This is a genomic window from Gluconacetobacter azotocaptans, assembly GCF_014174355.1.
In the GTDB taxonomy this organism is placed as follows: Bacteria; Pseudomonadota; Alphaproteobacteria; order Acetobacterales; family Acetobacteraceae; genus Gluconacetobacter; species Gluconacetobacter azotocaptans.
Genome location: NZ_JABEQF010000022.1, coordinates 16970 through 40488, shown reverse-complemented (window position 1 = coordinate 40488; position 23519 = coordinate 16970). Strand labels below are relative to the sequence as shown.

Below are 23519 nucleotides of genomic sequence, written 5' to 3'. Positions count from 1 at the left end.
TCGCCGCCAGGTCTTCCAGTCCACCTTACACCACCGCGGGGTGGAGCAGCCCGGTAGCTCGTCAGGCTCATAACCTGAAGGCCGCAGGTTCAAATCCTGCCCCCGCAACCACTGATACCGACACTCCCGTGAGCAAAGCTCCGGGAGTGTTTCTTTTTTCAGCCGTTCCAATAGCTTGCCGCTCGATCCAACTCAGGATCGTGCCCAGTTCCCCATACAGCATCGCGTCGGCCTCGCCACGGTTCGGGCCGGGTGTGAGCACGACCTTCTCGATCAGCGTCCGCAGCGCCTCGGCGGCTTCCAGCCGTTCCTCGGGACGATTGAGGGCGTCGGTCAGACGGCCGACCTTGCGGGCGTAGATCGCCGAAGCGCTCGGCAGCAGGTCCGGCACGTCGTCAGGAACGTCGGCCAGCAGGGATGCCAGTTCAGCCTTACGCGCTTCAAGTGTGTCCATCTCCGCCTTCATGCTGGGATGGAACATTCCTGCCTTGATGGCTTCAATGATGCCCCGGATCTGCTTCTCGACCTTCGCCTGTTCCACCTGCCAGACATCGGCGTTGGACCGACGCTCGCGGTTGAGACGATTGGTCTCCTCGGCATAGGCACGCATTGCCTCGGCCGCGATCTCCGGCGCCATCATCCGGTCCTTCAGACCGGAGAGCACGCGACGTTCCAGGTCGGGGCGAGGGATCGTCCGACTGTTGGTGCAGGAGCCATTCGTCACATGACTGGAGCAGGCGAAACGGTCGGAACCCCGTAGCGTGTAGGGACCACCGCACAGCCCGCAGAACAGCAGGCCCGACAGCAGGGATTTCGGCCGACGTGTGCCATTCAGCCGGTTGCGCTTGTGATGCGCCCTCACGGCCTCGGTGACGTTGATGTATTTTTCGGCGATGATGCTCTGTCGCGCTTTGGCAGCCTGCCAGAGAGCGTCATCGACGATCCGCAGGTTGGGAACCTCCGTCACTACCCATTCTGACTCTGGATTGAGGCGCGAGACGCGCTTGCCCGTCGACGGATCTTTGACGTACCGTTGCCGGTTCCAGACCAGTCGACCGATATACAACTCGTTGTTGATGATGCCGGTGCCGCGCTTCACATGGCCCCGGATGGTGGTGTCACTCCATAGCTTGCCCTCCGGGCCAGCGATGCCCTGGTCGTTGAGAGCTTTGGCAATGGCGCGCGGACCAATGCCGGCGGCGAAGTCACGGAAGATGCGGCGGACGATCTCCGCCTGATGCGCGTCGATCTCGCGGTCGCCCCGGATATGTTCGCCTTTGGCATCGAACTGGCGGACGACGCGATAGCCGTAGCACAGGCCGCCGCCGGATTTACCGTCCTCAACCCGGCCGCGCAGACCGCGATGGGTCTTGGCCGCGAGGTCTTTGAGGAACAATGCGTTCATTGTGCCCTTGAGGCCGACATGCAGTTCGCTGATCTCGCCTTCGGCCAGGGTGACGATCGGCACGCCGGCGAATTTCAGGTGCTTGAACAGGGTGGCGACGTCGGCTTGGTCGCGCGAGATGCGATCCAGCGCTTCGGCCAGCACGATGTCAAACCGTCCGGCCTGGGCGTCCTGCAACAGGGTCTGGATGCCGGGGCGCAGAATCATACTGGCGCCGGAGATGCCCGCGTCCTTGTAGGCGCCGACCACCTTCCATTTCTCGCGCTTGACGTGTTCCCGGCAGATGCGGAACTGGTCCTCGATCGACGCCTCGCGCTGGTTGTCGGAGGAATAGCGGGCATACAGGGCGACGCGGGTCATGGACATGTTCCTTGGGCGGTGTTTCCTATCAGGCGACTTTGTCCATCCGGCTGGGCCGGATCAGCACCTCGGCCGAGATGCCGAGGCCGTCATGCAACTGGCGGATCATATCGATCGACAGGCCGCGCTTGCGGTTCAGCACGTCGGCCACCCGGTTGCGCGGGCCGATCATCGGCTCCAGATCCTTACGGGTGAGGCCCTGCTGTTCCATGCGGAAGCGGATCGCCTCGACAGGATCGGGCGGGTCGATCGGATGGTGCTTCGCCTCATAGGCGTCGATCAGCGTTGCCAGCACGTCGAGCTTGTCGCCGTCTGGCGTGCCGCTCTTCGCTCCCCACAGCCGCCCGACTTCTTCGAGCGCCGCGTCATAATCCGCCTCATTGCGGATGGGCTTCAGATCAGCCGTCATGTTCCACCTCCGTCACGTCGATCCTGTCATACGCTTTGTGCGTGCCGATCCATTTGATCCAGACAATGCTTTTCTCGAAATCGACCGCCACGACTAGGCGATATGCGTTGCCCTTGATGTTGAAGACGATCCGCTCGGCGCTGACGATGCTGGCCGTGGCGTAGAGCCGCTTCACATCGGCGGTGCTTGTCCAGGCAGCCTTGCCGACTTCGGCGAACCAGGCGTCCAGCGCCGCCTTGACGGCCGGCTGGTCCTTCTGACCCGCCAGACTGTCGACGAACTCCCTTAGCGTGCGTCGGGCGATGATCCTCATTGACTGACCTTATATCACGGGACCATAATGGTCACAAGAAAAATGCACGACTGCCTGGCGAGGGGTCGTTCGCCGGGGAAAACGCAGCCGGGGAGGGGAAGCTACCGCATGGGGCCGGATCGGTTCTGCCGGGCCTGTTTCCGCTCCAGGGCGCGGGCACGTTCAAACTGCTCGCGAGCCATCTGCCGGCCGATCAGGCGGGCGAGGGACCGGATGGTGTCACTGGACGGGCGGAATGCTTCCTCGGCCGTTTCCGCCTCACTGGCGGGGCCGAACACCTCGATCCTGATCCTGTCGGGTCTGCGTGCCATCCTGTCCACCTTCCCGGTCATGGGGCGACAGGAATGATGAAGGACAGGACAAGGGGATTTGAGAAGACCGTGCGGCACCCCATGCGGTAATCGGCGGTGATCGCGCAGAAAAGGGAGGCTTATCGGTCGTGGAAAAAATGATCATTCTTCTGGCGATTGGATACGCCCTTGGATTCTATATCCGGGGTCGGCGCGCGACGGCCAACCTGGCACAGGCCGGGCAGCAGATTGCCGAAAGGAATGCTCGACTTCAGACACTGGATCGTCAGATCTCTGGACGCGATACAGAAGTTTCGTCTTTGCGCCGTCGGATTGCTACGCTGGAAACACAGGCCGCTGACCAGAAGAAGGAGGCAGAGCGTCGGCGGCAGTATTTTCAGGACAACGATCTGTCCAACACGCAGAATCAGCTACATTTCATCAGTCAGTGCAGCCTGCGCGCCGTCCGGCCCGTCAACAAGGAGGCTGTGCAGGTACTCTACGCGCTCGACGAGTGGATCAGGACATATCAGCCCGACTGGCGTTTCGCCTTCGAGGTTTCGATGGGTGGGTTCATCAGAACGACTTACGACCCGGAAGATCCGCGTCAGAAGCAGGCTTTCAGCTCCTATAGCGGCAAGCGTGTTGATTTCCTGCTGATTGATCGCTATGGGCTGCCTGTATTGGTGATCGAATATCATGGCACAGGCCACGACCTGTCCGGCGATGCGGATGACCGCATGGCGGTAAAGCGTCTGGCCTTGCAGAAGGCCGGTATCCCGCTGCTCGAAATTCCCGAAAAGATGGCCAAACCTCAAGTCATGGCTGCCATTTCCGAGGCAGCCGGGTCGGCTCTCAGGGTAAAAACAGGCTAAGGGCTCCGCCCTCGCGCCAGCAAGGGTGCGCGTCAGCAGGCTGACGCCGCCCGATGGGGTGTCCCCGATCTTCCTGCGCGCCGCTCCGTGCAGACCGGGCGATACCCCTCCCCATCGGTCGCCCTTGCTGTTGCTACCCCGCTGCTCGCCGCGAGGCAGAGGAACAGCGGGGGCTGTTCCTCGCGGAACAAAGGGCAAAGACCATGACTGGCAACACGAACACGGCGACCGATTTCCGCAATACCATTCTCAACGGCGACAGCGTGGAACTGATGCGGGTAATGCCGCGCAATTCGGTGGATTTCATTCTGACTGATCCGCCTTACCTGGTGAACTATCAGGGCAGGGACGGGCGGAAGGTTCGCAACGACGATAATGCGCGCTGGCTCCGTCCGGCGGTCAATCAGATGCACCGTGTGCTGAAATGGGGTGGTCTTGCCGTCAGTTTTTACGGGTGGAACAAGATCGACCTGTTTGCAGAAGCGTGGAAAGCGGCCGGGTTTCGCATGGTCGGGCATATCGTGTTTCGTAAATCCTATGCCTCATCTTCTGGTTTTCTGCGGTACGAGCACGAAAGCGCCTACCTTCTGGCGAAAGGGAACGTAAAGCGGCCCGGCCAGCCGGTGCCGGATGTGATCGACATGCCGTATTCCGGGAACAAACTGCACCCGACGCAAAAGCCCGTCGCGGCGCTGCTTCCTCTGGTGGATACGTTCTGCCCGGCTGGTGGCCTGGTGCTGGACCCGTTTTGTGGTTCGGGTTCGTCGCTGATGGCGGCGCAGCATCTCGGGCGTGACTGGCTGGGGATGGAATTGGACGCAGACCACGTGGCAACGGCGACCCGGCGCTTGGCCTGGCACGCGGCGAAGAAAATAGCGGCATAGGGGATGAATGCCGCAGGGCCGACAATTCGGTTCTGCGGTGCCCCCTTCCTTGGCCTGTCTGTTCGCACAAATTTGCGCCGATCCGACTTCGCGGATCGGCGGCGGGAAGATGGAAAATAAGCACAGCTCGCCGGGCGAGTGCCCGGCTCGCGAACTATTCTGGCAGGTGCGAAAGAGCGACATAATATCGTGCGATCGCGTTACGAGATCGACATATCTCCAAATGCAGTCTGCACAAAATCTTCCCGTTGCGCATCCTGATTGTCCTGCTGTCAGAAGCAGGCGCAAAAGGAAGGGTAACGCGATGCCGATGTCAGATTGGCAGTCGCCGGCCGCTTACGAACACGCACAAGACATAGCTGCCGCCGGCATGGCCTGGGAATATCTTCGACGTGACGACGAATACCGTCGCGCGTTCCAGCGAATGAAAATGCTTCCGGCTCCGAAGCCAGGGGGCAGCAAAGCCTTTTCCGAACGATGGGGTTTACGATTTCCCTGTCGATCCGGCGGTACCTGCCGGCCGCACGCCTGTCTTCTGGATACCGGAACTCTCGCCTGACATGATCGAACTGCGTGCGGCTCTTGCAGATGCGGATGGCCCGGCAGACATGCCGATCAATCTCGCAGCATTACCGGATCTCGTCGCACGGCTGGATGACGGTGATGCGTGGCACGGTTTCTGGCAGCCCGGCGCGTCGGCACATCAGTTCTGGCTTCCGACACGTCCGGCAGATAGACGTGCCACCTATGTCGTCATCCTGCCGCTTGATAAGCTGCTGGAGCTTCGCGCGGAGGCCGTGCTGCGTTTATGGCGCGCGCTGGTCGGTCGGTCTGAAGGCATATGGGCGCATGATTTCCCGCAACAAACACGGGATCGGCATATCTTGATGCTCCGGGCGTTTGACGGGCGGGCGGCTGGCGCGAGCTATCGCAAGCTTGCCGAAGCCCTGCTCGGGTTTCGGGGCAGAAAAGCGGACTGGGACAGCAATCCGCGTAAGAACCAGGTCCGCCGCTTGGTCGCCGATGGTCGTTATTATGTTCGAGGAGGCTACCGTGACCTGTTGCGTTATCCGATCCGTCTGTCTGATCGTTTACATTCAACCGGGAGGTCAGGATGCCGGCCGCCCTCAATTCATGAATGAATTTTCTGTGTCTCAGTGTTTGTCGTTGCATTTATGCTAAATTATCCATCTTAATCAAGGAATAGGAATGGCCAGTATGCGTCATTTTATACAAGGCATTTTTATTCTGTTGTCTGTTTTCTTTATATGGCCAACAAACGGAATGGCTGACGACTGGTCCAGTCAAATCGTAGAGCATGACGTTGATCCAAGTGATACTGACTCTGGTATTGTCAAAAGCGACGCACGAAATGTCGCAGGATATATGAAGAATGCTAGCGAAGATGGTCGCCTTCTTGTATTTTTTGGAGGTGCCCAATCCTTTCGTCAGACACCCAATATTCCTTTTATTGCCGATGCCCTGGAACATCACTATCGCGTTATTATGATTGATTATGTCTATAATCCACCAGGGACACTGCTGTGTGATCAATCGAATGATCCATGTTTTTCAGACTATCGCAAAGCCAAGATTTTCGGTGGGGCTCCTATGAAAGGATTAAATGTTTCCACACCGGAGGGGCTGGTAGCCCGCACGGCTTCAATGTTGCGGTATCTTCATCGTAAGTGGCCAGCAGAGCATTGGGATCAATATCTCGATCAGGGACAGCCTCGGTGGGCGAATATTGCTGTCTCAGGGTTCTCTCAAGGTGCTGGCCTGGCTGCTTTTTTTGCGAAAACAACAACTGTCGCGCGAGTAATCCTTCTTTCCAGTCCCTGGGACCACTATCAAGCGACCAATAGTGTTGCTTCGTGGCTTTCTTCGCCTTCAGCTACGCCCGCTGACCGCTGGTGGGGGATGTACTCGGCTCGCGAAGCGAACGCGCAATGGATGCAGAAGACCTACGCCGCTCTCGGTATCTCCCCTGATCATATTCGATTGGTTACTGACGCAGCACAATGTAAGCCTGGATCAGGTCTTTATCTGCCCAACCACTGGGCTGTTGCTGAACTTGGCTGTACGCCGAGAACCCCCAATGGTTCATTCATGGAGAAGCCCTTGTGGGATCTGATGTTGGGGGATGGACGTGGTCGAGACGAGGACTCTGCGCCATGAATACATATACAAGCGGGATACTGGCTGTCATCCTTGGGGTTGTGCCTGTTTCCAGCCTGAATGCCCGAGAATTTTTAAGCTACGAACCGTCGACAGTCAGCGTTCACGGTTCGATACAGCGCGTTCCCTGTATTGCCTCTGAAGGGCAGCGTATGGCTCCTGAATGTAAAGTCCTGCGACTTGAGATCAATAGTCCGGTCGATATCGGCGGTGGCAGCCAAATCGATACGCCTGTCACCAACCAGAAATATTTCGACATTGTTCTTGTGCAAAAGTCTATGGTTGCTGGTTCTACTGGTCCGGAAGCGAGGGTAGCGTTGTCAGATCTCGTCGGTAAGCCAGTTACTGCGGTCGGGTCACTAACATATGCCCCGACAAGGGGAACGACGAAAGTTCGTTTTGTTGTGAAAGATATTGAGGAAGTTATAGGTAAATAAAGGATAGTACTAATGATTGGGGAGATGTCGTTCGCCGGGTGAATGCCCGTCGAACAAAGTATTCTGGCAGGCGCGGAAGAACGCTATAACGTCGTGCTATCGCGTTACGAGATCGACATATCTCCAAATACAGTCTCAAAAATCTTTCCCTTTGTGCATCCTGATTGTCCTGCTGCCAGAAACAGACGCAAGAGGAAAGGTAATGCGGTGCCGAGATCAGATTGTTAGTCGCCGGACGCTTACGAACATGCACAAGATATAACTGCCGCCGGCATGGTCTGGGAATATCTTCGAGGCGATGACGATTACCGTCGGGCGTTCCAGCGAACGAAAAAGCTTCCGGCTCCGAAGTTTGGGGGCAGCGAAGCCTTTTCCGAACGATGGGGTTTGCAATTTCCCGCGACAGACACAGGACCCGCATATCCTGATGCTCCAAGCGTTTGACGGTCGGACGGCTCTGGCGCGAGCTATCGCAAGCTCGCCGAGGTTCTGCCCGGTGCGAAGGCAGGAAGGCCGATTGGGGCAATGATCCTCGAAGAAACCAGGTCCGCCAGATCGTTGCCGATGGTCGGTATTATATTCGGGGAGGTTGTCGCGATCTGTTGCGCTATCCGTTTCGCTTGTCTCAGGGAGATTAAAAGTAATCTACAGTTTTGAATTTTATTCGTCGAATTCTATAATTTCTGGAAGTTCCGCTTTTCCATTGATTTTATATTCAGAAAGAGTTCTTATTCTCCTATAAATACTAAGTAATATTTTAAGTGATATCAATGGATCGTTTGTTCTTTCTAGAATGGCTTTAGTTGAGGGAAGGTCAAGAATTTTTGCTATCTCTTCGTTGGCAAAGGTAACTAACTCTAGTTGTTCTTTGGTTAATGCTATTTTCTTTTTTTCGACGTCCATGCGCAATAGTTTGCGTTTTTGAAGATCTGTATGAATGGCATTGTAAGTTTTGTTGCATGCTCCAATAGATGCAGCGACACTACCAACTACGCCAGCTATCTGTACGGCAAGTGGAAGATTCAAAAGAAGTTCAATATAGCCTGGAGAGGCATATTGCATTTTCTGGATCAGAGGACGTCTTTTGGGGGGCGTTGCGTACTTTAGCTGATTATAAAAGCTAACAGCACTATATCCCCCTTGCCATGGAAACGCACGAAAAGCGCGCTCTATTCGTTCATCCGTCACTTCATCCGGTGACGGAAGGACGGCTTCAAAAGCGAAATAGACCTGTTCATAAGCTCGGGGAAACTTGTAGAGATCTTCTAAAGACCAGCGCTTGTCGATGAAAATTTTATAACTTTTAGGGTATTCCAAAGAACTCTCCTGTATGGCGCGTAGAATACTGGAATATCAGATCGTGTTTATTATCCATGAGAGTAGCATCCATGATAAGGGTGCCGGAATCAATCCCACTCAATTCCGGCACTCTCCATCCCGCCGATCCTCCGCCACGGTTCACCATGGCCCGCTGTTGTCACCAACAGCCGCCGAACCCAACCGGAGGCTCGATCATGCTCGATCCCAAGACGGGGTTGCCGCCCCGTTTCCTGCGCACGCCGGATGCGGCGCGCTTCCTCGGCATTTCCATCCGTACGTTGGAAAAGCACCGCACCTACGGCACCGGTCCGACCTATCGTAAGATCGGCGGCCGCATCGTCTATGCCCTCGACGACCTCCAGGGCTGGGTCGAGAACGGTGTCCGCAGGTCTACCACCGACGTGACACCTTGCCGGGTCTTTCCTGCCCGCCCACTGACCCCGGCCGAGAAAGCGACCCTTTGAATGGCCGGCGTCATGCCACCGCGCGGTCAGCATGCGCGGGAGAGCGAGCGGCTCCGCCTCGATCCCTTCGTGATCGCGGGGGGCGATGCCAGTCCCCGCGATCAGCGCGACCTGATGGAGCGGCCGTTCTTCTCGCTCTCCAAGGTAAAGCGGGTCGCGCCGATCCTCTATGAGGCTGGGGGTCAGCGCGTCGAGATTCATGGCCTCGCCGAACACGGCATGGCGACGATCTGGGATGCTGACGTGCTGATCTGGGCCGCCTCGCAGATTGTCGAAGCGGAGAATAGTGGCCTCCGGACATCACGCTTCCTGCGTTTCACTCCGTACCAGCTTCTGATGGCCGTGGGTCGTGCCACGGGCGCACGGGACTACCGGCTGATCAAGGCCGCGTTCGCCCGCCTGCAATCGACCGTGGTTCGTACGACCATTCGCAACGGCGAACATTGGCGTCGGCACCAGTTCTCCTGGATCAACGAATGGGAGGAGCGGGTGACCCGAGATGGGCGTGTCGAGGGTATGGAATGCGTCCTGCCCGACTGGTTCTATCGTGGCGTCATCGACCGCTCGCTGGTCCTGACCATCGACCCGGCCTATTTCCGTCTGACCGGCGGCATCGAACGCTGGCTCTACCGCGTCGCCCGCAAACATGCCGGGCATCAGCCGCAGGGCTGGCTGTTCGAGATGGCGCATCTCCATGAAAAATCCGGCAGCCTGGCGCGTGTCTCCGACTTTGCACTCGATTTGCGGCGCATCGCTGCCCGCCAGTCGCTTCCCGGTTATCGCCTCGCGATCCGGCGCGAGGGGCGGCGGAAACTGCTGCATATTCGCCCCGTCAATTTATCCACAGTGCCTGTGGATGACGGTGCGGATGGACACGGGATTTCGGGCGCAGGGACTATCGGGACTTCGGGCGCATCACTATCGGGATTTCAGGCGCACGAACCCCAGCTAAGCCTTTGGCCTGAAACGCGGAATCGCGCTCTTAACTTAGAGTCTAACTTAGACTCTAACTTTTTAATGTTGGGGCGACCGGATGTCGACCGTGGTGCCGGTGCCGCCGACAGGCCGGGCGATCCGCACACGTGTGGTCTTTCTCCCATGCCGGGAGATGGGCCATGACCAGCGCCATAACATTCCGTGCGCTGGGCAACGCCCTGCCGTTTGCCCGTGACGCATTGACCTATGTCGAACTGACCCACATCGAGAAGCGCGTCGAGAACTGGATCAGGTTCGGCCAAGAGGCTCAGGAACAGATCCTCGACCGACGCCGCCGGATCTTTTCCTTCCATCCCGGTAGCGTCTTCGCTTTCGTCCGCTGGGCGGCCAATGATTTCGGCACGATCGCATCGCGCATCGACATCCTGCGCGCCGTGGTGCCGGTAGAACCCTGCCAGACGGTGCCTTTCGTCCGGCCGGGCGCCGAAATCCTGTTGCGGGTTGCAGGCTGGCCGAAGGTCGAACAGGTGCTCCGTCATATCGATGCGGTGGAAGAGGCCGGCATCGACGCCTGCGCGGTTTCGCTGGATCACTGGCGGCATGTCGGCAACCGGCTGAACGCGGGTGAGCAACCGCGCCCCTACACGACGGCACGTCATCGGGCCTGGCTCAGACGGCGGGAGATCGTGCCATGACCCGCTTCGGTTATGTCATGGCGACGTATTTTGCCGCGATGGGCGTGGCCGTCGCCGCTATCGTCCCCGTGCCGGTGAAGCTGCTCTGGAATGCCTCTGCCAGCACGCCCCTCGGCCTCTACGACCTTACCGCACCGAACGGGTTGAAGGTCGGCGATCTGGTCGCCGTCAGGCCGCCGAAACCGCTGGCCGATTTCATGGTCGGGCGCGGCTATATCGGGCGGAACGTGCCGCTGCTCAAGTCTGTGGCGGCGCTGCCTGGGCAACAGGTCTGCCGTGTCGGCCGTACCGTCACCGTGGATGGTGTGCGGCTGGGCGAGGCACAGGACCGTGACCGGCGCAGGCGTATGTTGCCGGTCTGGCAGGGCTGCCGCCGCATCGCACCGGATCAGATTTTCCTCATGAACCCGTCTGTCCACGACAGCCTGGACGGTCGCTATTTCGGCCCGCTCCCGCGCGCCGCCGTGATCGGGCGGGCGATGCCGCTCTACACCGACGCGCGCGGTAACGGTCATTTCGTCTGGCGCGGCCTGTTCGCTGACAGGCCGACGCCGCCCCTTCCCAACATCGCTATGGAGACTTCCCATGCCGCAGATCGGTAGCTTCACGCGCGACAAGATCGGTTTTGTCGGGCGCATCCAGACCTTCCTCGGCTCTTATGAGATCGTCATCGTGCTGACCGAGAGATCGGACTCCGACAACGCACCGGATTATCGCATCCATCGCGATGACGAGGATGGTCCGGAGATCGGTGCCGGCTGGAAACGCACGGGCGAGCGGGCCGGCGATTACGTCGCCGTGCTGATCGACGATCCGCTTCTGCCGCAGCCGTTGCGCGCCAATCTGTTTCGTGATGGCAGCGACGGTGGCATCTGGTCGCTGCATTGGAACCGGCCGCCGAAGCGCGATGGGCGGGACTGACCCCATGCGCAATCAGACCCGGATCGCGTGTCTGCTGGCAGCGGGATGTCTCGTGTCCATGGTGCCGGTTGCTGTATCGGCGCAGACAATCGACGTCCCGTATGCCGCCGAGGTTGCTGAGGCTGCGCGGCGTTTCGACATTCCGGCGACATGGATCAGGGCCGTCATGGGGGCGGAGAGTGCAGGTGATCCGGGTGTGGTTTCATCGGCAGGCGCGATGGGGCTGATGCAGATCATGCCCGGCACATGGGCGGCTCTGCGCGTCCGGCATCATCTCGGTCGCAATCCCTACGATCCGCGCGACAACATTCTGGCCGGTGCGGCGTATCTCCGTGAACTGCATGACCGCTACGGTTCGCCGGGTTTTCTCGCTGCCTATAACGCCGGTCCCGATCGCTACGAGGCATCTCTGGAGGGTCGTCCGCTCCCATCGGAAACACGCGCCTATGTCGCTTCCGTTGCGTCGACCATCGCAGGTGGCGTCGACGCTCCCGTCATGATCGCGGCGGCCGATCGGTTTGCCTGGACCCGTGCGCCGCTCTTTATCGTGCAGCCGGATCGCAATGCAGCGGGCGCGTCTGTGCGCGATATGTCGGGGATTCTGCCGCGATCGGATGGCCTGTTCGTCGCGGGTGGCGGCATGGGATCGCGGCCATGATGGCGATGTGCAGGGCAGGAGGTGGAGAGGCGGAGAGAGGGCAGAAGAGGGAGCGCAAGATTAAAGCGGGCGGCACCCCATGGGTCCGATCCGCAGGGCAAGCCCTTGTCTGCACATTGTTTTGGGTGGCACCCCCTTTGAGGGGGTATGGTGCCGCGACAGGCGGCGAAGTCAGTTTCCGCCCCGTTTTTTGCGGCACTCTTGCCTGTTTCTGGCAGTTTTGGATGGATCGGCGGTCGTGAGCGCGGGCGACGACAACCGGTTCCGCCCGAGGCTGGGCCGTATCCGCGCCGACACGCCGAAGGTCGGTCGTGCCAGGAGTTTCCTGACCAGGGTGCGGACCGTCACGCGCCAGCAGCAGGCGGCGACCGGTGGGAGCGGACGCCCCCGAGGCGGCGGTCCCGGACATGCGCCGAAGGGGGACGGAAGCATCGCGTCCGGACGTGGTGTGCGACGCGGACGCGGAGCGACGTTTGTGCGCGCCCGGAACCTCTCGAATGGCTGGAGCCATCGTCGACCAGGCAGCCGTCGCCTCATCGTCAAATCCCGTTCCGTTCGTGCCGCCGGACGGAATGGCAAGGCCGCCGCCCATCTCCGCTATATCCAGCGCGACGGCACCGCTCGCGATGGTGAGCGAGGACGACTCTATTCGGGGACGGAAGACCGTGCCGATGGCGATGCCTTTCTCGATCGCGGCCGTGATGACCGCCATCAGTTCCGATTCATCGTCTCACCGGAGGATGCCGGGGATCTTGCCGACCTGACGGGCTACACCCGCGACCTGATGGCCCAGGTCGAAGCCGATCTCGGCACGAAGCTCGATTGGGTTGCCGTTAATCACCATAACACCGGCCACCCGCATGTGCATGTCGTCGTCAACGGTCGTGACGATCTGGGCGAGGATCTGGTCATCAATGGCGACTACCTTGCCAACGGCATCCGCGAACGGGCAAGCGAACTGGTGACGCTGGAACTCGGCCCCGTCACCGAGATCGAGCAACGTCGCAAGCTGGTCGCCGAAATCGACCAGGATCGTTTTACCCGCATCGATCGGGCGATACTCGCGGAGGCCGACGGCCGGTTTCTCGATGTGCGCCACGAGCCTGATGATCCGCGCGGCCAGGCGGATCGGACGCTGCGCCTGCGCCGTCTTGGCAAGCTGGGAGATATGACCCTCGCCACGGAACATGCGCCAGGTGTGTGGGAACTGAGCGAGCGGCTGGAGCCGACGCTGCGCGAGATGGGCGAGCGCGGCGACATCATCCGCACGATGCAGAAGGCACTCCGGGCGGAGGGCGCCGAGCGCGACCCGATGAGCTTTGCGATCCATGATGCAGCACCGGCGACGCAGATCGTCGGTCGCGTCATCGACAAGCATCTGTCGGACGAACTGGGCGAGGAACTGACGCTGGTGGTCGATGGGATCGATGGCCGCACGCATCATGTCGCCGACATCGATCCGGCTCGTGTCGCTGAGGCGCGAATTGGCAGCATTGTCGAGATTGGCCCGCCTGACAGCGCAGGTCGTCCCTCCGATCGCGTGATTGCCGTCATGGCCGAGGAAGGTGTTTATCGGCCGAGCCGTCATCTGGAACAGGCCCGGTTCGAGGGGCGCGTGCCGGGTGGAGACTATGACGGTTTTGTCGCGTCCCATGTCCGACGGCTGGAGGCCCTGCGGCGGGCCGGTATCGTCGAACGGATCGACGCCGATCAGTGGCGTATTCACGAGGATTTCGCCACCCGTGCTGCTGCCCACGATGCGGGGAGGGGCGGCAGGGCCAATATTCGTGTCCTGTCGACTTTCGACCTCGACAGGCAGATCGGCGGGGATGGCGCGACCTGGCTCGACCGGCGGCTGATCGGAGGTGCGGTGTCCGATCTGGTGCCTGTCGGCTTCGGGGAACAGGTGCGCGAAGCGATGGAACAGCGGCGGGAGAGGTTGATCGGGCAGGGGGATGCGATCCGCCGGCCGGACGGGCGCGTCAGCTATCGGCGCAACCTGATCGCCACACTTCAGGATCGGGAGGTTGCCCGTATCGGGGCGGAATTGGCGGCAATGAAGTCCATGCCGTTTCGGGCGGGCGCTGACGGCGAGACGGTCAGCGGCAAATTCACCGGCACCACCCAGCTATCGAGCGGGAAGTTCGCCATCGTCGAGAAATCCCATGAGTTCACGCTGGTCCCGTGGCGGCCTGTGATCGAGCGTCACCTCGGTCGGGAGGTGACGGGCATAGTGCAGGGTGGATCAGTATCGTGGCAGTTGGGGAAGCAAAGAGGATTGGGGTTGTAAGGTCTGGGTAGCTACCTTGCCACCATGTCTGATGGACTGCCGAAAAGATTCTCTGCAACAAAATCCACGAAGACACGGATTTTTGGAGAAAGTTGGCGGCTTGAGGGCCAAAGAATGCGGAAAGTGCCGGAATGACAGACCGCACTTTCCATCACGCTTATCAGCGTACCAGTTTGCACCTGTTCTCGGACGGCAAAGTCCGGCAGGCAGGCGATACCGAGACTACGTTCGGCCATATAGACCAGTGGCTCAATTGCGCTCGAGACAGCAACCGTAGGCAATTCGACCGCCGTTTCATTACTGCGCACGATAAGCGGCCAGTCTTCCAATTTGCCGGTGCTTGGATAACGATGACGTAGGCAACGGTGTGCGATGAGGTCGGCGGAGGTTTCAGGAACACCGTGTTCGGAGAAATAGTCGACCGAGCCGACAAGCTGATAATTGAAGCCGCCCAGCATGCGCGTCATCAACCGGGAATCGTTAATCTCACCGGTGCGGATTACTGCATCAAAACCCTCGTCGATTACGTCGACCAACCTGTCAGTGAAATCCAAATCCAATTCAATGTCCGGCCAAAGGCGCATGAAAGCCGAAATAGTTGGCATCATCAACATTCCGACCAACGGTAAACTGATTCGCAATTTACCATGCGGTGCTCCCCTTGTTTGGGAGATTTCCAATTCTGCCGCTTCAACTTCCGAGAAGATTCGTCGGCAGCGTTCGAGGAACAGCCCTCCTTCCGGTGTCAGCGTAATGGTGCGGGTGGAGCGATGAAATAATCGCACGCCAAGCCGCCCTTCAAGGCGGGCAATGGCCTTGCCGATCGCCGAGGAGGAAACGCCGAGCTGCTTTCCTGCTGTCGTGAAGCTGCGGGCTTCTGCGGCGTGAACAAACGCATTGAGAGAACCAAGACTATCCATTTTGCGAACCTATTTCGGATATAAATGTCCGATATGTTCGGAACTATAGCCTTATTATCGGGAGAAGCGAGAGGGTTTATCGTTTTGTCAAAGCTTTGGGCGGCGAACGGCATTCGCACCAGACATGGCGCAGTCTGTTAGCCGATCTGTTGAACAGGTAGAACAATGACATCAACGATGGAAATCGAACCCCTTACTGGTTCCAATGACGAAGCGATTATATCTAGTCGCTTCCCTCTCGTGGCACTGCTTGCGCTGGCTGTTGCTGGTTTCATCACTATTTTGACCGAAGCCCTTCCGGCTGGGCTTCTGACACAGATCGGCAGCAGCCTCTCGGTATCAGATGCTCTCGCCGGGCAGCTCGTCACGATCTATGCTGTGGGATCGCTCGTTGCCGCCATTCCCCTGACAGCGGCGACCCAGGGAATGCGGCGACGGCCCTTGCTTCTGACCGCCATCGTCGGCTTCGCGGTCGCCAATACCATAACAGCCATTTCAACGAATTACGGGCTGACCATGTTCGCGCGGTTCGTCGCTGGCGTCTCGGCCGGTCTGTTATGGGCGCTACTCGCTGGTTATGCGGCGCGGATGGTGCCGGACCACATGAAGGGGCGTGCAATTGCCGTCGCCATGGTCGGGACGCCCGTGGCTTTATCGGTCGGTATCCCTGCCGGCACATTCATTGGTACCACCATCGGTTGGCGGCCCTGCTTTGGGTTGATGAGTGTGCTGACGCTGGTTTTGATCGCTTGGATACTTGTGAAAGTTCCCGATTTTCCGGGGCAGGTAGCCGGTAAGCGTCATTCCATCAGGCAGGTCTTTGGAATGGCAGGTGTGCGGCCCGTTCTGTTCGTGACACTGGCCTTCGTGCTCGCCCACAACATTCTCTATACTTACATCGCACCGTTCCTCGCCGCCACTGGTATGGCCGCGCAAACAGATTTGATTTTACTCGTTTTCGGTGTGACATCGCTGATCGGCATCTGGATAGTCGGTGTCCTTATTGACCACCGCCTGCGCGCGTTAACGCTTGCAAGCACGATATTGTTCGGATTTGCTACTCTGGCGCTAGGCATCTGGAGTGACAATCCGACTGTGACCTACTGCGCTGTCGGCGTATGGGGGCTTGCCTTTGGCGGTGCCGCTACTCTCTTTCAGACTGCGCTTGCTAAGACTTCCGGTAATGCGGCCGATGTCGCGCAGTCTATGCTCGTTACTGCTTGGAATACCGCCATCGCAGGAGGCGGGATCATAGGTGGTCTGCTGCTCGAAAAGATCGGCGTAGGCGCCTTTGCTCCCGCCCTACTTTGTCTGCTTGTCCCCACGTTCGTCGTCGTATGGATGGCACGTCACCATGGTTTCCAAGCGGTCGATCCTCGTGGTTAACAGATATGTTCGCCAGGCGGGATTAGGTTGCTACCAGACGCCGATGTTGCATCGGTGTGCATCCCATCATGCGACGAAATGCAGTGCTGAACGCGGCTTCGGATTCATATCCGACAGAGAAGCCGATGTTCGCAACGCTATCGGCGGTATGTTGCAAGCGATCACCGGCAAGTCGCATCCGCCAGCCTGCAAGATAGTCAAGCGGCGTCTGTCCGACGACATCACGGAACCGCACGGCGAAGACAGTTCGCGACATGCCGGCAAGCCTTGCCAGTTCGGCGAGGGTCCATCGTCGGGCTGGTTCGCTGTGCATCGCTTCCATGACGCGCATGAGGCGCGGATCGGCCAGAGCCCCCAGCCAACCAGTGTGCGTCTCCTTGTCGGAGGCCAGCCACAGCCGGATGATCTGGAGAAGCATGATTTGTGCAAGATGGTCGGCCATCAGGGTGCCGCCGGGCGACCCGTGTTTCAGTTCCGTAGCCAGTTGCTCCAGCGACCAACGCAGCACCGCCGCCTGCTCCGAGGCATCCCGGACATGAACAATAGCAGGCAAGGCGTTAAACAACAGATCGGCATGGTTGCCATCAAAGAAAAAGCGGCCCCCAATCAAAAAGAAATCTCCACCGCCGTTGCAGGTCGCAATGCCGTCCGATGCCTTGTCGTAGATCGTCGCAGAGTTGATCGGTGGCAGTGTCATGTCCGTTGCAAAGAGGAAGGGGCGGCCACGTGTCAGGAGGAAGCAATCACCTGCTTCAATACGCAATGGTTCAGCTTCGCCGTCGACCTGCACCCAACACGCACCCTGTATCACGGTATTGAACTTGACCCCGTCATGAGGCGGAAAACGGATTGCCCATTCCCCGCCGGCATCAAGACCGGCGCTGATAGCGGTTCGAGGTTTGAGCAGGGAAAGAACATCCGAGAGAGGGTCCATGCCCGTAAATCCGTATTATCGCAAAAGAAATACGAACTATACAATATGGATCGTTCGATCGCCATAATAGATTCTCTCCAGGCGGCCGTGGCAGTCCGGGTCGCCTACTCTGGAGAATAATCATGACCGACTATCAGAAGCCTTTGGGCTCCGGCTTTGGTGTCCGTTCTACCGCTCGAGACGTCTTGTCAGGACTGGATCTGAAGGGAAAGCGCGCGGTTGTCACTGGCGGCCACTCTGGTCTGGGTCTCGAAACGACGAAGGCGCTTGCCGGAGCAGGTGCCAAAGTGCTTGTTGCGGCACGGAACCCAGATGTCGCGAAGATCGCGACGCAGAATATTTCGGGCATAGAAATCGAGGCGCTCGATTTGGCCGATATTGCTAGTGTGCGCTCTTTTGCCGCGCGTTTGCTGGCTTCAGATCAGCATATCGACATGCTCATTAATAATGCTGGCATCATGGCCTGTCCGGAGAAGCGTGTCGGCCCAGGCTGGGAAGCACAGTTCGCAACCAATCACCTTGGGCATTTTGTACTGACAAATTTGCTATGGCCGTTGCTCGCCGGAGGTGCCCGTGTTGTCGCAGTTTCTTCAGCCGGACATCATTTGTCCGACATTCGGTGGAACGATGTAGAATTTGAAGAAGGCTACGACAAGTGGCTTGCTTACGGGCAGTCAAAGACCGCCGACGCATTGTTCGCAGTTCATCTCGATCGACTTGCGCGTGAACATGGTGTTCGGGCTTTTTCTCTGCATCCAGGAAAGATTTTTACACCTTTGCAGCGTTACCTGACCGAAGGCGAGATGGTGGCGGAAGGCTGGCTCGATGCAACTGGAGCGCCTGCTGATCCAACATTCAAGACACCAGAACAGGGAGCTGCCACGCAGGTATGGGCGGCGACTTCTCCCCGGCTTGCTATGCTTGGTGGCCTTTATTGTGAAGATTGCGATGTCGCGTTGCGTGCAGAAGAAGTCAGTGAGCCATTTGTTGGTGTCAAACATTATGCGACTGATCCCCATGAGGCAGAGCGGCTTTGGGCGCTTTCGGCCGAACTGACGGGGATAAACGCTTTTCCTGTAACATGAGGAGGTCACGCTACATTGTAAGTGACGCTCGTTCTTTGGATGGGCGCATTCCATTGCGCGCACTCACCCACACACTTGCTGTCGCTGAACATCTCAATTTTCGCCATGCGGCCAATGCACTCGGTGTTACCCAATCGAGTGTCAGCGCCCGAATCAAGGCGCTGGAAGAGACATTGGGCATCGTCCTATTCGAGCGGCGTCATCGCGGTGTTCGGCTGACCGAGGCCGGACGCCGCTTCGTCGCAGAGGTTTCAGCAGGGATAGAGCAGATCGATCATGCCGTCAGGACGGCAGGTGCAATTTCTGATGGTACAGTGGGGCGGCTCACGATCGGGCTGAATGGCTCGATCGCGACAGGGTTTCTTGCCGATCTGCGCCAACGCTACAGAGCAGCCCACCCGGCAATTGAGCAAAGCATTATCGAAGGACCATCGTCACATACGCTTTCCATGATACGTGACGGCAAGCTCGATGTGGCTTTTATCATCAATGTCTCCAATGTGCCTGACTGTCATAGCCGGCACCTCTGGAGCGAGGCCCTGGTGATTGCTCTTCCTGCCGCGCATCCGATTGCGACCCTGGAATCCCTTGCTTGGGCTGACCTTGCGACGGAGAATTTCCTTGTTCGGCAGGGTGGCGCCGGGCCGCAGATCCTTGAGCATATCGTCCGGCGTGTGGTTGAGCATGGGCGATCGCCGCGTCTCCATCGGCGTGATGTCGGACGGGACACGCTAATGCATATGGTCGCCGCAGGAGAGGGGATCACGCTGACCCATGAGGCGGGCAGCCATATGCCATTTCCCGGCATCGTTTTCCGTCCGATCGACGACGAGAAGGAACACGCCCGGTTCAGCGCGGTCTGGTCGCCCCAGAACCGCAGCCCCGCGTTGCGAAATCTTCTGGATCTCGCCACGCATATGAGTCGTATGGATGGTCTGACCATGCAGGCTCAAACCATGGCATCATCGTTTTCAGCCACGACGTCGGGAAAACGCACAACGGGCGGCGTACGTTTGTGAAGCGTCGGCCTGTCGAAACAGCCTGTTACTAGGAGGAAAATCCCCATGAGCCTCGAAACTTTCCGTAAGATCTACGGTCTCGACGACAGCCCGTCACCGCTCGATCGGTCAGTGCTGGTCCTGATCGACATCCAGCGCGAATATCGCGACGGACGGGTGCCGCTCGCCAATGTCGATGCGGCGGCGGATGAAGCCGGACGGCTGCTCGATCTCGCGCGGCGCAAAGGCGTGCCGGTCATCCATATCGCCCATGACGCTGGACCAGGCGCTCCCGCCTTCGCCAGCGATAGCCCTTACCGCGATTTTCTGCCCCAGGTGACGCCCCGTGAAGGGGAGACGGTTCTGTTCAAGACCCATGCGAATGCATTTATCGGCACCGGGCTCGCGGAGCGTATCAAGGAAACGGGTCGGAACGAGGTCATCATCGCCGGTGATACGGTGGGTGTCTGCGTGTCCACCACCGCCCGCGCGGCGGCGGAAGAATACGGCCTGCGCGTGACCCTGGTGGCGGACGCCATTGCCGCACGCGATGTCGCCGATCCGCTGGGCGGAACGATCGCGGCCGAGACCGTGCGTCGCGTTGCGCTGGCCGAACTGGCGGATATGTTCGCCGTCATCGTAAAGGACAGCACTGCGTGGAAGGAGTGAGGGCGTCTTTTTCCCTCAGCCGGTCAGCGCGGGCTGGCCGGGACAGCCTTCAATAACGCGCCCGGTTCCACGTCCAGTGCCTCTGCAATTCTTCCCAGGATCGTAACGCTTGCCGACACGTCCGCGCGTTCGATCGCCCCGATATAGCGGGTGCTCAGGCCCGCACGATCGGCCAGCTCTTCTTGCGTCATGTCTCTGTCATGACGCATCCGACGCAGGTTGACCGCCATGACCTCCTTGAGGTCCATGCCATCATCGAGACCTTTGTCGGAACGATCGTTCCAGGAATGATCGTTCCTATTCGTCCCGACCCGTGGTATTCTCCGCGTCCGGTGGAGATTTTTCCGTGCTGTGCGCCAGACGGGCGAGAAGATCTGCGCCGGAAACGCCGAGGGCGGCTGTTATGTCCACGAACTCAATGATATCGATTCGTCGCTCGCCATTCTCGTATTTGGCGACGAAGGATTGGGGCTTGCCGAGTGCGGCGGCCAGTTCCGACTGCGTCATCCCCCCGGTCTTGCGCGCTTCTGTAAGGAGCGATTGCAGCAAACGCTGCCGGGGTGTGCGCAGGGATTTCTTCATGCGGAACGGCTCTCCGACGGGGAGGGGAGTCGTGCCGATAATCCTGATTTGGGATTATCCCATTTTAGGATATAATTGACTGCAATCCTGCTGGAGGGCTGTCGGATGACAGCGAGACCCGAACTGGACCCCGACGTCGATGACCTGGCGCCGACCGTGCCGGAGATCACGACCTATGACGAAGTGCATTTCATCACCTATCTCCGCCTGCTCGACGCCGAGGCGGATCGGGCCGACTGGGCGGAGGTGGCGCGGATCGTGCTGCATCGCGATCCGGCGGACGCAGAGCGCACGCGCACCTGCTGGGAAAGCCATCTTGCTCGTGCGCGATGGATGACGAAAATCGGTTATCGGAAGATTCTCGAACAGGCGGTGATCGACGCCCGCGTAACCCGCCACTGACCATCCTTTTTCTACGCCATGGTATCCGGCAGCACGATCGCGACTCATTCTATATTGCTTGCCTCCGTGTCGCCCCTTCTCTGATCGGTTTTATTCCCAAAGCCGATTGGAGCCCCGATGTCCGGAAGCCGTGTCCTGTGGGGGCAGGTCGTCCTCGTCCTGCTGATCGTGTTCGTCGCCCTCTGGAGTGCCACGGAATGGACGGCCTGGGGCCTGGGTTTTCAGCCCCAGCTTGGCGCTCCCTGGTTCATGGTGGCAGGCTGGTCATTCTACTATCCGCCGGCCTTCTTCTGGTGGTGGTATTTCTACGACGCCTATGCGCCGTCGATCTTCGTGACGGGCGGATATATCGCCTCGTCTGGTGGAATTATCGGCAGCGTGGTTGCCATCGGTCTGTCCATCCTCCGAGCACGGGAAGCCCGGAATGTCGCTACATACGGCTCGGCCCGCTGGGCGGAAGTCGGCGAAGTGGAGGAGGCCGGGCTGCTCGATCCCGACGGCGTGGTGCTGGGTCGGCTAGATCGGGACTATTTGCGGCATAACGGCCCCGAGCATGTGCTGTGTTTCGCGCCGACCCGTTCTGGCAAAGGCGTCGGGCTGGTAGTGCCAACGCTGCTGACCTGGCCGGGCTCGGCCATTGTCCATGACATCAAGGGTGAGAACTGGGGGCTGACCGCCGGATTTCGTGCCCGGCACGGGCGCGTGCTGCTGTTCGATCCGACCGATCCGGCGTCCTCGCCCTACAACCCGCTGCTGGAGGTCCGGCGTGGTGACAGGGAGGTCCGGGATGTCCAGAACATCGCCGATATCCTCGTCGATCCCGAAGGCGCGCTGGACCGGCGCAACCATTGGGAGAAAACCTCGCACTCCCTGCTGGTGGGTGCGATCCTGCATGTCCTCTATGCCGAGCCGGACAAGACGCTGGCCGGTGTCGCCAATTTTCTGTCGGACCCGAAACGGCCGGTGGAGGCGACGCTGCGTGCGATGATGTCCACGCCGCATCTCGGGAAGGCAGGCGTGCATCCGGTCATCGCGTCATCGGCGCGCGAACTGCTGAACAAGAGCGACAACGAACGATCGGGCGTGCTGTCCACCGCCATGTCGTTTCTGGGCCTTTATCGCGACCCTGTGGTGGCAAAGGTGACGGCACGGTGCGACTGGCGTATCGCGGATCTCGTGTCCGGCCAGCAGCCCGCCAGTCTCTACCTCGTTGTGCCGCCGTCCGATATCGCCCGCACCAAGCCGCTGATCCGCCTGATCCTGAACCAGATTGGCAGGCGGTTGACGGAGGATCTGCATGTCTCGACCCGTCGGCACCGTTTGCTGCTGATGCTTGATGAGTTTCCCGCCCTCGGCCGTCTCGATTTCTTCGAGAGTGCGCTGGCCTTCATGGCGGGGTATGGGATCAAATCCTTCCTGATCGCGCAGAGTCTCAACCAGATCGAAAAAGCCTATGGCGCGAACAACAGCATTCTCGATAACTGCCATGTCCGCGTCGCCTTCGCCACCAACGACGAGCGTACCGCCCGGCGTGTGTCGGATGCGCTCGGCACCGCGACCGAGATGCGTGATTCCACCAATTATGCCGGCCACCGGCTGTCGCCCTGGCTCGGACACCTCATGGTCTCGCGACAGGAGACGGCACGACCGCTGCTCACGCCCGGCGAGGTGATGCAGCTTCCGCCGACCGATGAACTGCTGTTGGTCGCGGGCGTCGCCCCCGTTCGCGCGAAGAAGGCGCGCTATTATGAGGACGCGCGGTTCATGGAGCGTGTCCTGCCGCCCCCGGCCACCGGAACGCAACGCCCGTCCGCGCCTCCGTCCGATGACTGGTCGGTGCTGGAGACAGGGGCTCCATCAGGAGGGCCGGCTCCGGATGGCAGCGCGGGCGCAGATGGTGATCCTGCAAATGCCGGCATCCGCCGCGAACCGGAATTGCCGGAGCATGAAGACGTCGTGCCGCCCGAGCGTCCGGGTATGCAGGAGTTCGATGTGCTCGACGACGAGCCGAATCTCGATGCTGCCAAAGCGCGCACCATCCGCCAGCAGGCCCGCTCCGTTGCGCGGCAGGCAACGATGGACCCGGCCGATGGTCTCGATCTGTGAGG

29 protein-coding genes and 1 tRNA gene are annotated in these 23519 nt (G+C 59.5%); 21 read left to right on the top strand and 9 right to left on the bottom strand.

Annotation, left to right across the window (positions count from 1 at the left end; translation table 11 throughout):
* Positions 1 to 34 precede the first annotated feature (34 nt).
* Positions 35 to 111: transfer RNA gene (locus tag HLH34_RS17870), tRNA-Met, on the top strand.
* Here HLH34_RS17870 and HLH34_RS17865 read toward each other — a convergent pair.
* From HLH34_RS17865 to HLH34_RS17850, 4 genes are all read right to left on the bottom strand, one after another.
* Positions 68 to 1765, bottom strand: coding sequence for a recombinase family protein (locus HLH34_RS17865; RefSeq protein WP_183120918.1), 1698 nt, complete (start codon positions 1763 to 1765; stop codon positions 68 to 70). The genes HLH34_RS17870 and HLH34_RS17865 overlap by 44 nt on opposite strands.
* 28 nt (positions 1766 to 1793) lie before the next feature.
* Positions 1794 to 2174: a helix-turn-helix domain-containing protein gene (locus tag HLH34_RS17860; RefSeq protein WP_102324111.1), complete on the bottom strand. Its 381-nt coding sequence runs from the start codon at positions 2172 to 2174 to the stop codon at positions 1794 to 1796.
* A complete protein-coding gene (locus tag HLH34_RS17855; RefSeq protein WP_166116241.1) occupies positions 2164 to 2487 on the bottom strand; it encodes a type II toxin-antitoxin system HigB family toxin in 324 nt (107 codons plus the stop codon). The genes HLH34_RS17860 and HLH34_RS17855 overlap by 11 nt, the downstream gene beginning before the upstream one ends.
* Before the next feature lie 101 nt (positions 2488 to 2588).
* A complete protein-coding gene (locus tag HLH34_RS17850; RefSeq protein WP_244960035.1) occupies positions 2589 to 2798 on the bottom strand; it encodes a hypothetical protein in 210 nt (69 codons plus the stop codon).
* A gap of 137 nt (positions 2799 to 2935) precedes the next feature.
* Between HLH34_RS17850 and HLH34_RS17845 the strand changes: the two genes are divergently transcribed.
* The 7 genes from HLH34_RS17845 (at position 2936) to HLH34_RS19845 (ending at position 7595) form a co-directional block, all read left to right on the top strand.
* Positions 2936 to 3652 carry a DUF2726 domain-containing protein gene (locus HLH34_RS17845; RefSeq protein ID WP_220792249.1) on the top strand — a complete coding sequence of 239 codons (717 nt, stop codon included), beginning with the start codon at positions 2936 to 2938 and terminating at the stop codon, positions 3650 to 3652.
* A 203-nt stretch (positions 3653 to 3855) separates the two neighbouring features.
* A complete protein-coding gene (locus HLH34_RS17840) occupies positions 3856 to 4536 on the top strand; it encodes a DNA methyltransferase (RefSeq protein ID WP_183120914.1) in 681 nt (226 codons plus the stop codon).
* A 7-nt stretch (positions 4537 to 4543) separates the two neighbouring features.
* Positions 4544 to 5095, top strand: a complete 552-nt coding sequence (locus tag HLH34_RS19850) for a transcriptional regulator domain-containing protein (protein WP_373318563.1) — start codon at positions 4544 to 4546, stop codon at positions 5093 to 5095.
* A gap of 1 nt (position 5096) precedes the next feature.
* Positions 5097 to 5678: a DUF2285 domain-containing protein gene (locus HLH34_RS17835; RefSeq protein WP_183120913.1), complete on the top strand. Its 582-nt coding sequence runs from the start codon at positions 5097 to 5099 to the stop codon at positions 5676 to 5678.
* Positions 5679 to 5754: 76 nt separating this feature from the next.
* Entirely contained in the window at positions 5755 to 6714 is a 960-nt protein-coding gene (locus HLH34_RS17830) for a BPSS1187 family protein (protein ID WP_183120912.1), read from the top strand.
* On the top strand, positions 6711 to 7151 hold the full coding sequence (locus HLH34_RS17825; protein WP_183120911.1) for a hypothetical protein: 441 nt from the start codon (positions 6711 to 6713) through the stop codon (positions 7149 to 7151). Before HLH34_RS17830 ends, HLH34_RS17825 begins: the two co-directional genes overlap by 4 nt.
* 273 nt (positions 7152 to 7424) lie before the next feature.
* Positions 7425 to 7595 (top strand): transcriptional regulator domain-containing protein, encoded by a 171-nt coding sequence (locus HLH34_RS19845; RefSeq protein WP_373318562.1) that lies wholly within the window; start codon positions 7425 to 7427, stop codon positions 7593 to 7595.
* A 216-nt stretch (positions 7596 to 7811) separates the two neighbouring features.
* Here the strand turns inward: HLH34_RS19845 and HLH34_RS17815 are convergent, their stop codons facing one another.
* Positions 7812 to 8468 (bottom strand): hypothetical protein, encoded by a 657-nt coding sequence (locus HLH34_RS17815; RefSeq protein ID WP_183120910.1) that lies wholly within the window; start codon positions 8466 to 8468, stop codon positions 7812 to 7814.
* Positions 8469 to 8665: 197 nt separating this feature from the next.
* Here HLH34_RS17815 and HLH34_RS17810 point away from each other — a divergent pair, with 197 nt between their 5' ends.
* The 7 genes from HLH34_RS17810 (at position 8666) to HLH34_RS17780 (ending at position 14435) form a co-directional block, all read left to right on the top strand.
* Positions 8666 to 8935, top strand: coding sequence for a helix-turn-helix transcriptional regulator (locus HLH34_RS17810; protein ID WP_183120909.1), 270 nt, complete (start codon positions 8666 to 8668; stop codon positions 8933 to 8935).
* Positions 8936 to 10054: a replication initiator protein A gene (locus HLH34_RS17805; RefSeq protein ID WP_183120908.1), complete on the top strand. Its 1119-nt coding sequence runs from the start codon at positions 8936 to 8938 to the stop codon at positions 10052 to 10054.
* Positions 10051 to 10566 carry a DUF2840 domain-containing protein gene (locus HLH34_RS17800; protein WP_077813555.1) on the top strand — a complete coding sequence of 172 codons (516 nt, stop codon included), beginning with the start codon at positions 10051 to 10053 and terminating at the stop codon, positions 10564 to 10566. Before HLH34_RS17805 ends, HLH34_RS17800 begins: the two co-directional genes overlap by 4 nt.
* The gene (locus HLH34_RS17795) at positions 10563 to 11168 is read left to right on the top strand and encodes a S26 family signal peptidase (protein WP_183120907.1); all 606 of its coding nucleotides are present in this window, start codon (positions 10563 to 10565) and stop codon (positions 11166 to 11168) included. The genes HLH34_RS17800 and HLH34_RS17795 overlap by 4 nt, the downstream gene beginning before the upstream one ends.
* Entirely contained in the window at positions 11152 to 11487 is a 336-nt protein-coding gene (locus HLH34_RS17790) for a DUF736 domain-containing protein (RefSeq protein ID WP_183120906.1), read from the top strand. Before HLH34_RS17795 ends, HLH34_RS17790 begins: the two co-directional genes overlap by 17 nt.
* Positions 11488 to 11491: 4 nt before the next feature.
* Positions 11492 to 12145 carry a lytic transglycosylase domain-containing protein gene (locus tag HLH34_RS17785; RefSeq protein WP_183120905.1) on the top strand — a complete coding sequence of 218 codons (654 nt, stop codon included), beginning with the start codon at positions 11492 to 11494 and terminating at the stop codon, positions 12143 to 12145.
* A gap of 79 nt (positions 12146 to 12224) precedes the next feature.
* Positions 12225 to 14435 (top strand): relaxase/mobilization nuclease domain-containing protein, encoded by a 2211-nt coding sequence (locus tag HLH34_RS17780; RefSeq protein WP_373318561.1) that lies wholly within the window; start codon positions 12225 to 12227, stop codon positions 14433 to 14435.
* A gap of 11 nt (positions 14436 to 14446) precedes the next feature.
* Here the strand turns inward: HLH34_RS17780 and HLH34_RS17775 are convergent, their stop codons facing one another.
* Positions 14447 to 15355: a LysR family transcriptional regulator gene (locus tag HLH34_RS17775; protein WP_183120903.1), complete on the bottom strand. Its 909-nt coding sequence runs from the start codon at positions 15353 to 15355 to the stop codon at positions 14447 to 14449.
* Between the two features lie 177 nt (positions 15356 to 15532).
* Here HLH34_RS17775 and HLH34_RS17770 point away from each other — a divergent pair, with 177 nt between their 5' ends.
* On the top strand, positions 15533 to 16741 hold the full coding sequence (locus HLH34_RS17770) for an MFS transporter (RefSeq protein WP_183120902.1): 1209 nt from the start codon (positions 15533 to 15535) through the stop codon (positions 16739 to 16741).
* Positions 16742 to 16763: 22 nt separating this feature from the next.
* Here HLH34_RS17770 and HLH34_RS17765 read toward each other — a convergent pair whose 3' ends face one another.
* Complete coding sequence (locus tag HLH34_RS17765) at positions 16764 to 17675, bottom strand: AraC family transcriptional regulator (RefSeq protein WP_183120901.1); 912 nt, start codon at positions 17673 to 17675, stop codon at positions 16764 to 16766.
* 122 nt (positions 17676 to 17797) lie between these two features.
* Between HLH34_RS17765 and HLH34_RS17760 the strand changes: the two genes are divergently transcribed.
* The 3 genes from HLH34_RS17760 to HLH34_RS17750 are packed head-to-tail and all read left to right on the top strand — an operon-like array spanning position 17798 to position 20427.
* Positions 17798 to 18760: an SDR family NAD(P)-dependent oxidoreductase gene (locus HLH34_RS17760; RefSeq protein ID WP_183120900.1), complete on the top strand. Its 963-nt coding sequence runs from the start codon at positions 17798 to 17800 to the stop codon at positions 18758 to 18760.
* Between the two features lie 53 nt (positions 18761 to 18813).
* Positions 18814 to 19779: a LysR family transcriptional regulator gene (locus HLH34_RS17755; protein WP_244960033.1), complete on the top strand. Its 966-nt coding sequence runs from the start codon at positions 18814 to 18816 to the stop codon at positions 19777 to 19779.
* A 45-nt stretch (positions 19780 to 19824) separates the two neighbouring features.
* The gene (locus HLH34_RS17750; RefSeq protein ID WP_183120898.1) at positions 19825 to 20427 is read left to right on the top strand and encodes an isochorismatase family protein; all 603 of its coding nucleotides are present in this window, start codon (positions 19825 to 19827) and stop codon (positions 20425 to 20427) included.
* Between the two features lie 23 nt (positions 20428 to 20450).
* On the opposite strand, the gene HLH34_RS17745 is transcribed toward HLH34_RS17750, so the two are convergent.
* Positions 20451 to 20675 carry a helix-turn-helix domain-containing protein gene (locus HLH34_RS17745; protein ID WP_183120897.1) on the bottom strand — a complete coding sequence of 75 codons (225 nt, stop codon included), beginning with the start codon at positions 20673 to 20675 and terminating at the stop codon, positions 20451 to 20453.
* Between the two features lie 49 nt (positions 20676 to 20724).
* The gene (locus tag HLH34_RS17740; RefSeq protein WP_183120896.1) at positions 20725 to 21009 is read right to left on the bottom strand and encodes a helix-turn-helix domain-containing protein; all 285 of its coding nucleotides are present in this window, start codon (positions 21007 to 21009) and stop codon (positions 20725 to 20727) included.
* Positions 21010 to 21114: 105 nt separating this feature from the next.
* Between HLH34_RS17740 and HLH34_RS17735 the strand changes: the two genes are divergently transcribed.
* Together HLH34_RS17735 and HLH34_RS17730 are read left to right on the top strand one after the other, a co-directional pair.
* Positions 21115 to 21411, top strand: a complete 297-nt coding sequence (locus HLH34_RS17735) for a DNA -binding domain-containing protein (RefSeq protein ID WP_183120895.1) — start codon at positions 21115 to 21117, stop codon at positions 21409 to 21411.
* A gap of 117 nt (positions 21412 to 21528) precedes the next feature.
* Positions 21529 to 23517: a conjugal transfer protein TraG gene (locus HLH34_RS17730; RefSeq protein WP_183120894.1), complete on the top strand. Its 1989-nt coding sequence runs from the start codon at positions 21529 to 21531 to the stop codon at positions 23515 to 23517.
* Positions 23518 to 23519 lie beyond the last annotated feature (2 nt).